We start from the raw sequence: 12,895 nt of genomic DNA on the forward strand, positions 1-12,895 counted from the left end.
TTAAATTGCTTAGAATTCTTATTTAACGTCCATTAACTCAACGTCAAAAATCAAAGTTGCGTGTGGCGGGATAACACCTCCTGCACCTGATGGTCCGTAAGCTAAATCAGATGGAATTACAAAACGAGCTTTGTCACCAACTTGTAATAACGCGATACCTTCGTCCCATCCTTCGATAACTTGTCCAATTCCTAATTTGAATTCGATTGGTTTTTTACGTGGGTAAGATGAATCAAAAACTTTTCCGTTTTCTAAAGATCCTTCGTAGTGAACAGAAACTGTTTTCCCAGCTTCAGCTTTTTTACCTTCACCTTTTTGGATCATTTTGTAACGTAGACCACTTTCAGTTTTATCAAAACCAGCAGCTAATTGTTCCATTTTTGCTTCAGATTCTGCTTTTAAAGCTGCTTCTCTTTTCATACGAGCACCTTTTAAAGAAATGAAAGCTTCGATAGCATTCCATTTTTGAGCTTCTTCACCAACTCTGATAATTTCTACAGACTCTAAAGCATCACCTTGAGCAACTGCATCTACTACATCTTGTCCTTCAACCACATGTCCGAAAACAGTATGTTTTCCGTCTAACCAAGGAGTTGGAACGTGAGTAATAAAGAATTGAGAACCGTTTGTTCCAGGACCTGAGTTTGCCATAGATAAAACTCCCGGACGATCGTGTTTTAAACTTGGTACAAATTCGTCGTCAAATTTATAACCTGGATCTCCAGTTCCAGTTCCTTTTGGACAACCACCTTGAATCATGAAATCAGCAATTACTCTGTGGAAGTTTAATCCATCGTAGAATTTTTGCCCTTGAGGTTTTACTCTATTCTCCATGTTTCCTTCTGCAAGAGCTACAAAATTCCCTACAGTTCCAGGTGTCAAATCATGTGTAAGTTTTACTAAAATCGAACCTTTACTAGTATTGAATTTAGCGTATATTCCGTTTTCCATTGTTGTATTTTTTTTATTTGAACGCAAATTTACAAATTAATTTTTTAATCAATTTGCGCTTTCTCTTTTTTAGATTTTGATTTATAAGTCAGTGCGTAAACTGTTAATGACAGTAGTGACAATAGCATACAGCCAATTGTTACGGCATGCCATCCGCCCAGTTTCCATAATAATAATCCGTAAGCAGATCCTGCAGCTGTTCCTAAGAAACTGAAAGACATAAACACTGTATTAAGTCGGTTTCTAGCTTCTGGCAAAAGTGAATATACTCGCGTTTGGTTTGAGATATGAACTCCCTGAATTCCAATGTCAATAAAAACAATTCCAATCGCTACTCCTATGACACTTTCTATTGAAAAGTAGAAAATTAAAAAGCTTATTAGAATTAATAAACAGCCATATCCAACCGCAATTCTAGAATTTCCTTTATCACCGATTTTCCCGACTAAAGGTGCAGCCAAAGCTCCAGATGCACCAACGATTCCGAATAAACCAATTGTCGCACTATTGAAGTGAAATGGCTCTCCTGAAAGCAATAAAACCATTGTCGTCCAGAAAGCGCCAAATTGGGCAAAACTGAAAACATTGATTGCAGTTGCTTCACGCAAAACCGGCTGCGTTTTTATTAATGTAAATAAAGATTGAATTAGCTGGCCGTAGGTTCCTTGAAACTGCGGTTTGTTTACTGGAAATTTGCTTTGGATAACAAAAAAGATCAAGAGACAAATTCCTGCTGCGATATAAAACATGGATCTCCAGCCTAGAACTTCGCCAATAAATCCGCTTAAGGTTCTGGAAAGTAAAATCCCGACCAAAAGCCCGCTCATGATCGTTCCAACTACTTTTCCACGTTGTTCGGGCGCGCTTAAAGAAGCCGCCAGAGGCAGAATTAGCTGTGGAACAATAGAAGTAATTCCAATTAATAAAGAAGCGATTTGTAACACCAGAAAGCTTTTGGCTGTAGCAGCAATTAACAATGCAATTACAGATGCAAAAGTGGTCATTAAAATCTGCCTTTTACGTTCTATTTTATCGCCAAGCGGTACCATGAAGAACAATCCAATGGCATAACCTGCTTGGGTAAGATACGTTATTGTTCCGGCACTGGCTTCGGGAATTTTAAATTCGTTAGCGATTAAGACAATCAAAGGCTGGCAGTAATACAGATTTGCAACGATAAGTCCCGTGCAAACTGCCATAAACAGTACATTAGTTTTTGATAAATTCATGCTGCAAAAATACCAATCTAATTTTTAGCAAAACTTTAAAAAATGTATAATTTTTAAGCTTTTTTTTTAAACCATATAAGTCATATAAGTTCATTTAAACTAAACACCTCAATTACTTATACAACTTATATTTTTGTTTTTTTTACTTTTAATAGTTCAAAAAGTCTTCTCTTGCAGGGCTGAAAACATCTGTAAGCATTCCTTCTTCAAGACAAACAACTCCGTGAACAGCATGAGGCGGAATATAAAAACTGTCGCCTTGCTGTAAAGTTTGGGTTACACCACTAATCGTTACATCAAATTTTCCGCTTGCTATATAGGTAAGCTGAGAATGATAATGATCGTGAAGCACACCAATTCCCCCTTTTTCAAAATGTACATTTACTAACATTACACGATCGTCAAACGCCAAGATTTTACGTTTGATTCCTTCTCCAACTACTTCCCACTCTATTTCGTCTCCTTTTATAAATTCTTTACTAGTTGCCATTTATTTACTTTTTACTTTTTCTAGGTCTTTTTGCATTAACGTTAATCCTTCTTCCAGATTATTTTCTTTAAAATATTTTTCCAGTTCTTGCAGCCTTTTTACATTATCATATTTAAATCCGGAATTTAATTTTCTTTGGCAAAGCGAACATAATCTAACTGAATGTGCATCAGTCTCTGTTATACTATTGGTTCCGTTCATTACGCAATTGGCTTCAATACAATGACGCAGACCAAACATATGACCTATTTCATGCGAACATATTTTCAGCAGTCGTTCCAAACACAAACTAAAATCTGCTCCTTCCAAAGTACTATCGTGTAATCTGTGAATTGAACTTACAGCAATTTTATCTCTGTAAGAGGCCAATCCGAAAACATAATTCCATTCCGGTTTTGGATACAAATCTTTTTCAGTTATTGCCATTAAGGCAATTCTTTTTTGAGGTTTTTGCTTTTTTAAAATGCTGTCTAAAATATATCCTGCCAAAAACTGTTCTTGACCAACATCTCCAATTCGTCTGGCATGTTTTGGAATAATATCATTTGGAACATTTTTTAAAACCTTTGTTTCCAATTGAAAAAACACTTGTAAATATTGACGAACCAATTCAATTTGTTTGACTTGTAGAGAATCGAATTTACCTATTGGCTGTAAATAAATGATGTTTTCTTTTTGGGTTGGAACAATATGTTTGGTATTGATAAACTGTTCAAAACTCTGTCCTTTTTCTGGATGAGAATACAGCCAATCGCCAAAAGCAGGTTTACCCAATTTCACATCATTTGTTTTGATATCTATAAAATAAGGATCAGGAGGTGAATTAAGAATTGGATTGGGATTTTCCTTTTTATTGGATTGACACGAACAAAGCATTACAAAAACCAGAAAAAGAATTTTCTTCATAAATCAACACTATTAGATTAGATTTTTAGCAATAAAATCACAACTCGTTTTTATAGATTCGATAGAATTCGAAGCATAATTATTTTCCTGTTCTACAAAAAAATGAACCATACCAGATTGCTTGGCTTCTTTAAAAAAGGGTTTAAAATCTATTGTTCCTGAACCTACTTCTGTATTTAACTTTTGATTCGTTTTGTCTGCATCCTTAACATGCCACATCTTAAAACGTCCTGGATTTTCGGCAAATAATCGCAAAGGATCATTTCCTGAATAGACAACCCAGTATAAATCTAATTCAAAATAAACCAAATCTTTATCGGTTTCTTTTAATAAAATTTCATAACCGGTAACTCCGTCGTGCTTTTGAAATTCAAAATCATGATTGTGATAAGCTAGTTTTAAACCCGCCTCTTTACACAATTTTGCCGCTTCATTTATTCGGAAAGCAATCTTCTTATAATCATCAATATTTTTCCTAAAAGGTTCATCAACCCACGGAACTGTCAGGAATTCGCTTTTTAAAACTTTTGCGGCTTCTATTGCTGCAATCAGCTCTGTTGTATTTCCGTCATACAAATAACTTCCTAAATTATAATGTCCGCTTACCGCTTTTAATCCATTATCATCGAGAATCTTTTTTAATTCCTTTGGAGTTAGTCCCCAAAACTGGTCTTTAATCGAATATCCGTATGTTTCGACGGTTGTAAAACCTGCTTTTGCTACTTTTTCCAAAACTCCTTTTACATCTTTAGGAAGTTCTTCGCGAAGCGTATATAACTGTAAACCTATTTCCTTTTTTTTCATAGTAAATGCAAATGATGGAGAAGCCAAAACTGCTGTAGCAGCCAGACTTGTATTGATGATAAAGTTTCTTCTGGTGATCATTTTTTAAGCGGAATTTCAATTAAGTAAATCTACTATAAAAATTGATTCGCAAAGTAATTTATAAAATTTTGAAGTACTTTTTCTGTTTCCTGATTGATGATTTTTCCATCAGCATCGATTTTACCACGGATTCCCTGAATTAAAAGTTGTGTGTTATCATCGAATTTCGCTTCAAGGGTTTTCATAATCAGTAATAATTGTTCATGTCCCATTTCACCAGAAGCAGAAGCCGTAATTAATCCTGTTTTTTTATTCGAAAATATAGTTGTTGAAACGCACCATTCCAAAGCATTTTTCAAACTTCCGGGTAAACTAAAAACATATTCAGGTGTGCAGATAAGAACACCATCTGCATTTTGGATTTTCTTTCTGAAAGATTCTACTTCTTTTGGAGGATTCTCTGTATCAAGATCGGGATTAAAGTGCGGGATGTCAGTCAGACCTTCAAAAATTTCTACTTCAAAATAAGATTTAAAATGTTCCGAAATATATTTGAGGATTTTATAATTACTAGAATTCGTTCTTGTACTTCCTGTAATGGCAAGTATTTTTATTGTTTTGAGTGACATTATTTGGTTTTTATATATTTAAATTAATTCCTTAAAAATAAATTTTTCATCATAATCAACTTCGGATTTTTCGAGAAAATCGACAAACTCTTCTCTGAAAGATTGCTTTTTGTGATGTGATTCTTGGTTTTCAATATAACGTATGACAGCCTTCAATTGAGATTTGCTATACGAAAAAGCACCATATCCTTCCTGCCATTCAAAATGTGTATTTGTAAATTTATTTTGATTGATCCATTTTGAAGAGTTTTGCTTTATAGTTTTCATTAATTCAGATATAGATTGCACAGGTCGTATTCCGATTAAAATATGTATATGATCTGCAGTTCCGTTTATTGCTAAAAGCTTGTGATTGCAATTTTTAATAATTCCAGAAATATATCTGTATAATTCATTTCTCCAATTTTTATGTATAATTGCTTTTCTATATTTCACTGCAAAAACAAAGTGGATATGTATCTGTGTGTAGGTGTTTGCCATAACATATTTTAGTTCTACCGAAATTAATTTTCCAGTAGATTTTTTTAATTTGCACAAATATAAAAAAGAAAGAATTACCTTTCAATTTATACTTTAAAATATGACAGTCACACATTTATATAATCCCTACAGGACATTATCTCTATACTGCATTATTTCTACCGAAATTATATTCCTAACAGAATACCCAATTATTGTCCTTAATCACCTTGGTTGTAAATTTTTCTCATTTCTTGTTCCGCTAGGAACAAAATATCGGTAGCATAAAAATAGATAAACGACCTTTTGTTTTGTCCCATCAGGGACTATATTTTTTATTACAAAATCTAAATATTTATATAGTCCCTGACGGGACAATTTCCCTCTCTTCTCCTCTTTTTTCTACCAAAATTATATTCCTACGGAATATTCTACTATTGTCTTTAATCATCTTTATTGTAAATTTTCCCATTTCTTGTTCCGCTAGGAACAAAATATCGGTAGCATAAAAATTATAGATGATCTTTTGTTTTGTCCCGTTAGGGACTATATTTTTTATTACAAAACATGTATTAAAATCCCTATGGGACATTATCTCTATACCGCATTATTTCTACCGAAATTATATTCCTTACGGAATATTCTACTATTGTCTTTAATCATCTTTATTGTAAATTTTCCCATTTCTTATTCCGCTAGGAACAAAATATCGGTAGCATAAAATTATACACGGTCTTTTGTTTTGTCCCATTAGAGACTATATTTTTTATTACAAAACATTTATTAAAATCCCTATGGGACATTATCTCTATACCGTATTATTTCTACCGAAATTATATTCCTTACGGAATATTCTAATTATTGTCTTAATCATCTTTATTGTAAATTTTCCCATTTCTTGTTCCGCCAGGAACAAAATATCGGTAGCATAAAAATTATAGGCGACGTTTTGTTTTGTCCCGTTAGGGACTATATTTTTATTACAAAACATTTAATATAATCCCTACTAGGCATTATCTCTATACCGCATTATCTTTCTTTCTACCGAAATTATATTCCTACGGAATATTTTATAATCATTAATTTCCCAACATAGAAATCCATTGGTTTCATATTTATTTAAACTCTCTAATTTTAACTTGTATCTTTGCAAAAATTTTGACGAAAAATGCGAATTGATATTATTACCGTTTTACCTGAATTGTTAAGAAGTCCGTTTGAGGCTTCAATTATGAAACGTGCCATTGACAAAGGTTTGGTTGAAGTACATTTTCATAATCTTCGTGACTACAGTACTAACAAACAAAAAAGTGTAGACGATTATCAATTTGGCGGTGGAGCCGGAATGGTGATGACAATTCAGCCTATCGATGATTGCATTACGCATTTAAAGAGTCAAAGAGAATATGATGAGATTATTTATATGTCTCCTGACGGTGAAACTTTGAACCAGAAAATGGCAAATAAAATGTCAATGTACCAAAACATTATCATTTTATGCGGACATTACAAAGGTGTTGATCAAAGAGTTAGAGATCATTTTATTACGAAAGAAATTTCTATTGGTGATTATGTTTTATCTGGAGGAGAATTGGGCGCAATAGTTTTATCTGATGCTTTAATCCGATTAATTCCAGGTGTTTTAAGCGACGAAACCTCAGCTTTAACGGATAGTTTTCAAGACAATTTACTTTCGGGACCAATATACACAAGACCTGCAGATTATAAAGGATGGAAAGTTCCTGAAGTTTTAACCAGCGGACACGCAGCTAAAATCGATAAATGGCGTGAAGACATGGCTTACGAACATACCAAAAATAGACGCCCGGATTTACTCGAATAAATCCCAATTTTTGAAAACTCCAAAAACCAATTAATCAATTAGTTAAGAAATTGGAATTTGGAATTTATTTTTATTTGGAATTTATTATTTTTTATCTACATTTGCACCCGAATTAGACCAACCTCTGGCGAAACTCGTGAACGTTGCTCTAAATAAACTATAATCATAAAAATTATCATGGCAGATTTATTAAAGTTCGTTCAAAACGAATTCGTTGCTAAAAAAGATTTCCCAGATTTCGGAGCTGGAGACACAATCACTGTTTTCTACGAAATTAAAGAGGGTGAAAAAACAAGAACTCAGTTCTTTAAAGGAGTTGTTATTCAAAGAAGAGGTTCTGGAACAACAGAAACTTTCACGATTCGTAAAATGTCTGGAGCTATTGGAGTTGAGCGTATCTTCCCAGTTAACTTACCAGCTTTACAAAAAATCGAAGTGAACAAAAAAGGTGCAGTTCGTAGAGCTAGAATTTTCTACTTCAGAGAACTTACTGGTAAAAAAGCTAAGATTAAAGATAAAAGAAGATAATCAATTATCTAATTGTTATAAAAAACTCGTTTCATACCATTTGAAACGAGTTTTTTTTATGCCTCTTTTAGAGTCAATAACAATACTGTAATTTTTTAATATCAAAATCACCAATTTGACAATTTAAAGAGCACGAAATAACAATCTGATAAATCCTTTATTTCAAAATAAAACTACACCGTTTTCGGACGGTTTTTATTATATTTGCTCCGCTCGTTTTGAGCCGACTATACTTTTCAAATCGGCATTCTTATGACGATACGATTATAAAAAAAGAAAAAAAAATGACACAGAATTCAAAAATCTTTTACACCTTAACTGATGAGGCGCCATTATTAGCGACTTACTCTTTATTACCTATTGTTCAAGCTTTTACTTCTACAGCTGGTATTGCTATCGAAACCAGAGACATCTCTTTAGCAGGAAGAATTTTATCTAACTTTCCTGAATCTTTAACAGATGCTCAAAAAACAGGCGATGCCTTAGCAGAACTTGGTCAATTAGCAACTAAGCCAGAAGCTAACATTATTAAATTACCAAACATCTCTGCTTCTGTACCGCAATTAAAAGCAGCTATTGCTGAATTACAATCTCACGGATACAACGTACCAAATTATCCTGAAGATCCTCAAAACGATGCTGAAAAAGAAATTAAAGCAAAATATGCAAAAGTATTAGGTTCTGCCGTAAACCCAGTTTTACGTGAAGGAAACTCTGACCGTAGAGCTCCAAGAGCAGTTAAAAACTTTGCAAAAGCAAATCCACACTCAATGGGTGCATGGTCTGCTGACTCAAAAACTAAGGTAGCTTCTATGTCGGGAGGTGATTTTTACGGAAGTGAAAAATCATTAACTGTAAACGAAGCAAATGATGTAAAAATTGAATTCGTTGCTAAAGACGGAACAACAACTGTTTTAAAAGCAAGTACTCCGCTAAAAGCAGGAGAAATTATCGATAGCTCTGTTTTAAGCGTAAACAAATTAAAAGCATTCGCTGCTGATGTAATCGCTGAAGCTAAAGCTGCAGGAGTTTTACTTTCTGTACACTTAAAAGCTACAATGATGAAAGTTTCTGATCCGATTATCTTTGGCGCTATCGTTGAAGTATATTTTGCAGATGTTTTCAAAAAATACGAATCATTATTCGCTGAATTAAACGTTGACACTAGAAACGGTTTAGGCGATATTTACGCTAAAATTGCTGGAAGACCTGAGCAGGCTGAAGTTGAAGCTGCTATCGATCAAGCAATTGCAAACGGACCTGCTTTAGCAATGGTTAATTCTGATAAAGGAATTACAAACCTACACGTTCCATCTGATGTAATCGTTGATGCTTCTATGCCTGCAATGATTCGTACTTCTGGAAAAATGTGGAACAAAGAAGGAAAAGCACAAGATACATTTGCTGTTATTCCAGATCGTTCTTACGCTGGAGTATATACAGCAACCATCGACTTCTGTAAAAAACACGGTGCTTTTGATCCTAAAACAATGGGAAGTGTTCCAAACGTTGGGTTAATGGCTCAAAAAGCAGAAGAATACGGATCTCACGACAAAACTTTCCAAATAAAATCTGATGGTGTTGTTCGTGTGGTTGACCAAAATGGAAATGTTTTAATGGAGCAAAACGTTGAAACAAACGATATTTTCAGAATGTGTCAGGCAAAAGATGCTCCTATTCAGGACTGGGTTAAATTAGCAGTAAACAGAGCTCGTTTATCTAGTACTCCTGCTGTTTTCTGGTTAGACGAAAACAGAGCACACGATAGAGAATTAATCGTAAAAGTTCAAAAATACCTTAAAGACTACGATACTACCAACTTAGATATCCGTATTTTAAACCCAATTGCTGCTACAGAATTTACTTTAGACAGAATCATCAAAGGTTTAGATACTATCTCTGTAACTGGAAACGTTTTACGTGACTACTTAACCGATTTATTCCCAATCTTAGAGTTAGGAACTTCTGCAAAAATGCTTTCTATTGTTCCTTTAATGAACGGCGGTGGATTGTTCGAAACTGGTGCTGGAGGTTCTGCTCCTAAACATGTTGAGCAATTTACAGAAGAAGGATACTTACGTTGGGATTCATTAGGAGAGTTTTTGGCTCTTGGCGCTTCTTTAGAACACCTAGGACAAACTTTAGACAATTCTAAAGCTATTGTTTTATCTGAAACTTTAGATCAAGCTAACGATAAATTCTTAGCAAACGATAAATCTCCTGCTCGTAAAGTAGGCCAGATTGACAACCGTGGTTCTCACTTCTATTTAGCATTCTACTGGGCTCAAGCTTTGGCTGCTCAAACTAAAGATGCTGAATTAAAAGCGATCTTCACTCCAATTGCAGCGGAACTTGAAGCTAACGAAGCTAAAATCGATGCTGAATTAATTGGTGCTCAAGGCAAACCACAAAACATTGGTGGATATTATCAGCCAACTCCAGAATTAGTAAGCAAAGCAATGCGTCCAAGTGAAACATTCAATGCTATTATTTCTAAAATCAAATAATTTGGCGCACAACTTGTGCATCTTATATAATACAAAAGGACAGCTCAAAAGGCTGTCTTTTTTTTATTCTTAACTAATGTTTAACAAAAGTTCTGCCTAGATATTTAGTAAGAATCGCTATCTATGTATATCAAAACCAGTGCAATGATTACAAAAAAAATAGGTCTTTTTCTAATTATCATCCTCACGGCTTTTACCTCTTTTTCACAAGAAAAATTCACTTTAAGCGGTACCATAAAAGACTCAAAGAATAATGAAACTTTAATTGGTGTCAATATATATATTCCGGCTTTAAAAATAGGAACTACAACAAACGAATACGGATTTTATTCTTTAACCGTTCCGCGTGGTGAACATCAAATCGAAATCAGTTATGTGGGTTATCAAACCCTTCAGCAAACCATCATTTTAAATCAAAATACAAAAAGTAACTTTTCCATCAGCGAAAGCGGACAGGAACTTCAAGAAGTTATTATTACAGATAATAAAGGCAAAATAAACATCAAATCTCCCGAAATGAGCGTTAATAAACTCTCGATTTCAACTATTAAAAAAATGCCTGTTGTTTTGGGTGAAGTTGATGTTTTAAAATCCATATTACTGCTTCCCGGAGTAACCAATGCGGGCGAAGGTGCTTCAGGATTTAATGTGCGAGGCGGCGGTGCAGATCAGAATTTGATTTTATTAGACGAAGCAACGATTTTTAACTCATCGCATGTATTTGGATTTTTCTCTGTTTTTAATCCCGATGCTATAAAGGATTTAAAATTATACAAAGGCGGAATTCCTGCCCGTTTTGGCGGAAGAGCTTCATCTGTTTTAGATATTTATCAGAAAGATGGAAACAGTAAAGATTTTCATGTAAACGGCGGAATTGGTTTAATCTCAAGCCGACTGCTTTTAGAAGGTCCGATTGTTAAAGACAAAGGTTCTTTTTTAATTGGAGGACGTGCTTCTTATGCACATTTGTTCCTGAAATTTTCCGAAGAAAACAAAGACAATTCCGCTTACTTTTACGATTTAAACACCAAACTCAGTTATAAATTAAACGACAGCAACAGTTTGTATTTATCAGGTTATTTTGGAAGAGATGTTTTCAATCTCAACAAAAGTTTCACTAATATTTATGGAAATTCAACTTTGAATTTAAGATGGAATCATTTGTATTCAGACAAACTTTTTTCAAATTTATCACTAATTTACAGCGATTACTATTATGGTTTAGATCTGGATTATGTTGGTTTTAAATGGGATTCTGGAATCAAAAACTACAATTTAAAATATGATTTCAAACATTACTTTTCAGATAAATTCAAATTAAACTACGGACTTAATGGAATTTACTATGATTTTAATCCCGGAACTATAAAACCAACTGGAACCGATTCAGGAATAAATCCTGATCAATTGGATCGAAAATATGCTTTTGAGCCTTCAATATATCTCGATGCCGAAAACCAGATTTCCAAAAAAATCACATTGGCTTACGGATTACGTTACAGTTTATTTTATCGTTTAGGAGCTTCAACCGTAAATTATTACGACAACAACAATCCCGTAATTTTTGATTCCGATATGCAGATTTATGAAAAAGGAACTCCAACCTCAACTCAATATTTCGGAAAAAATAAAATAATAAAAGACTATAACAATTTTGAACCTAGATTTTCAGTTTCATATCAACTAAACGACGATCAGTCTGTGAAAGCGAGCTACAATCGTATGGCGCAATATCTTCAATTGATTTCAAACACCTCATCTCCTACTCCGCTTGATGTATGGATGCCGAGTGATACTTATATCAAACCTCAAATTGCAGATCAAGTAGCTTTAGGATATTTCAGAAATATTAGAGAAGGAGCTTATTCGCTTGAAGCGGAAACATTTTATAAAGCAATTCAAAATCGTCTCGATTATATTGACGGAGCCAATTTAATTGCCAATAATGCCATCGAACAAGTAATTCTAAACGGAAAAATGCGAGCTTATGGTCTTGAAATTATGCTGAAGAAAAACACTGGAAAATTCAACGGCTGGATTTCTTACACCTTATCAAAATCCGAACAGCAGACACCTGGCAGAACTCCCGAAGAAACAGGTATCAACAATGGACAATGGTACAGTTCAGCTTATGATAAAACCCACAATCTTGCCGTCACATCGGCTTATAATTTAAACGAAAAATGGTCATTTGGGGCTAACTTTGTTTTACAATCAGGACAGCCGGTAACGTATCCAAACGGACAATACGAATATTTAGGAATTACAGTTCCAAGTTATGGCTTAAGAAACGAAAATCGTTTACCTGCCTATCATCATTTGGATATTTCGGCCACGTTAACCCCTAGAAAAAACAAAGATCGGAAATGGAAAGCTGAATGGGTTTTCAGCATTTACAACCTATACAATCGCAGCAATGCGGCATCGATTAATTTCAGACAAAATTCTGATACTGGTTTAAATGAAGCAGTCCGATTATCAATTTTTGGAATTGTTCCAGCGGTTAGTTATAATTTTAAATTCTAGAA

General features: G+C 34.1%; 11 protein-coding genes. 4 read left to right on the plus strand and 7 right to left on the minus strand.

The annotated features are described in order from the left end of the window. Positions 1 to 18: 18 nt before the first annotated feature. The 7 genes from P2W75_RS13160 to tnpA form a co-directional block, all read right to left on the minus strand. A complete protein-coding gene (locus tag P2W75_RS13160; protein ID WP_207297213.1) occupies positions 19 to 951 on the minus strand; it encodes a peptidylprolyl isomerase in 933 nt (310 codons plus the stop codon). A 44-nt stretch (positions 952 to 995) separates the two neighbouring features. Further along, entirely contained in the window at positions 996 to 2,150 is a 1,155-nt protein-coding gene (locus P2W75_RS13165) for an MFS transporter (RefSeq protein ID WP_276380798.1), read from the minus strand. Between the two features lie 178 nt (positions 2,151 to 2,328). Beyond that, a complete protein-coding gene (locus P2W75_RS13170) occupies positions 2,329 to 2,670 on the minus strand; it encodes a cupin domain-containing protein (protein ID WP_276380799.1) in 342 nt (113 codons plus the stop codon). Further along, positions 2,671 to 3,576 carry an archaemetzincin family Zn-dependent metalloprotease gene (locus P2W75_RS13175; protein WP_276380800.1) on the minus strand — a complete coding sequence of 302 codons (906 nt, stop codon included), beginning with the start codon at positions 3,574 to 3,576 and terminating at the stop codon, positions 2,671 to 2,673. It abuts the gene before it with no gap. Between the two features lie 12 nt (positions 3,577 to 3,588). Beyond that, positions 3,589 to 4,461, minus strand: a complete 873-nt coding sequence (locus P2W75_RS13180; protein ID WP_276380801.1) for a sugar phosphate isomerase/epimerase — start codon at positions 4,459 to 4,461, stop codon at positions 3,589 to 3,591. A gap of 32 nt (positions 4,462 to 4,493) precedes the next feature. After that, the gene (locus P2W75_RS13185; RefSeq protein ID WP_276380802.1) at positions 4,494 to 5,030 is read right to left on the minus strand and encodes an NADPH-dependent FMN reductase; all 537 of its coding nucleotides are present in this window, start codon (positions 5,028 to 5,030) and stop codon (positions 4,494 to 4,496) included. A gap of 18 nt (positions 5,031 to 5,048) precedes the next feature. Continuing rightward, complete coding sequence (tnpA, locus tag P2W75_RS13190) at positions 5,049 to 5,510, minus strand: IS200/IS605 family transposase (protein ID WP_276380803.1); 462 nt, start codon at positions 5,508 to 5,510, stop codon at positions 5,049 to 5,051. A 1,147-nt stretch (positions 5,511 to 6,657) separates the two neighbouring features. Between tnpA and trmD the strand changes: the two genes are divergently transcribed. From trmD to P2W75_RS13210, 4 genes are all read left to right on the plus strand, one after another. Beyond that, positions 6,658 to 7,332, plus strand: a complete 675-nt coding sequence (trmD, locus tag P2W75_RS13195; protein WP_207297220.1) for a tRNA (guanosine(37)-N1)-methyltransferase TrmD — start codon at positions 6,658 to 6,660, stop codon at positions 7,330 to 7,332. A gap of 177 nt (positions 7,333 to 7,509) precedes the next feature. After that, on the plus strand, positions 7,510 to 7,860 hold the full coding sequence (gene rplS, locus P2W75_RS13200; protein WP_207297221.1) for a 50S ribosomal protein L19: 351 nt from the start codon (positions 7,510 to 7,512) through the stop codon (positions 7,858 to 7,860). Between the two features lie 284 nt (positions 7,861 to 8,144). Then, positions 8,145 to 10,367 (plus strand): NADP-dependent isocitrate dehydrogenase, encoded by a 2,223-nt coding sequence (locus tag P2W75_RS13205; RefSeq protein WP_276380804.1) that lies wholly within the window; start codon positions 8,145 to 8,147, stop codon positions 10,365 to 10,367. Between the two features lie 144 nt (positions 10,368 to 10,511). Next, positions 10,512 to 12,893: a TonB-dependent receptor gene (locus P2W75_RS13210; protein WP_276380805.1), complete on the plus strand. Its 2,382-nt coding sequence runs from the start codon at positions 10,512 to 10,514 to the stop codon at positions 12,891 to 12,893. The last annotated feature ends 2 nt before the right edge of the window (positions 12,894 to 12,895 follow it).

Origin of the sequence: Flavobacterium sp. H4147 (assembly GCF_029360735.1) — a bacterium.
GTDB classification, from domain to species: domain Bacteria; phylum Bacteroidota; class Bacteroidia; order Flavobacteriales; family Flavobacteriaceae; genus Flavobacterium; species Flavobacterium endoglycinae.

Coding starts and splice junctions, on each gene's coding strand:
- P2W75_RS13160 (WP_207297213.1), bottom strand. CDS start 951: ATGGAAAACGGAATATACGCTAAATTCAATACTAGTAAAGGTTCGATT.
- P2W75_RS13165 (WP_276380798.1), bottom strand. CDS start 2,150: ATGGCAGTTTGCACGGGACTTATCGTTGCAAATCTGTATTACTGCCAG.
- P2W75_RS13170 (WP_276380799.1), bottom strand. CDS start 2,670: ATGGCAACTAGTAAAGAATTTATAAAAGGAGACGAAATAGAGTGGGAA.
- P2W75_RS13175 (WP_276380800.1), bottom strand. CDS start 3,576: ATGAAGAAAATTCTTTTTCTGGTTTTTGTAATGCTTTGTTCGTGTCAA.
- P2W75_RS13180 (WP_276380801.1), bottom strand. CDS start 4,461: ATGATCACCAGAAGAAACTTTATCATCAATACAAGTCTGGCTGCTACA.
- P2W75_RS13185 (WP_276380802.1), bottom strand. CDS start 5,030: ATGTCACTCAAAACAATAAAAATACTTGCCATTACAGGAAGTACAAGA.
- tnpA (WP_276380803.1), bottom strand. CDS start 5,510: ATGGCAAACACCTACACACAGATACATATCCACTTTGTTTTTGCAGTG.
- trmD (WP_207297220.1), top strand. CDS start 6,658: ATGCGAATTGATATTATTACCGTTTTACCTGAATTGTTAAGAAGTCCG.
- rplS (WP_207297221.1), top strand. CDS start 7,510: ATGGCAGATTTATTAAAGTTCGTTCAAAACGAATTCGTTGCTAAAAAA.
- P2W75_RS13205 (WP_276380804.1), top strand. CDS start 8,145: ATGACACAGAATTCAAAAATCTTTTACACCTTAACTGATGAGGCGCCA.
- P2W75_RS13210 (WP_276380805.1), top strand. CDS start 10,512: ATGATTACAAAAAAAATAGGTCTTTTTCTAATTATCATCCTCACGGCT.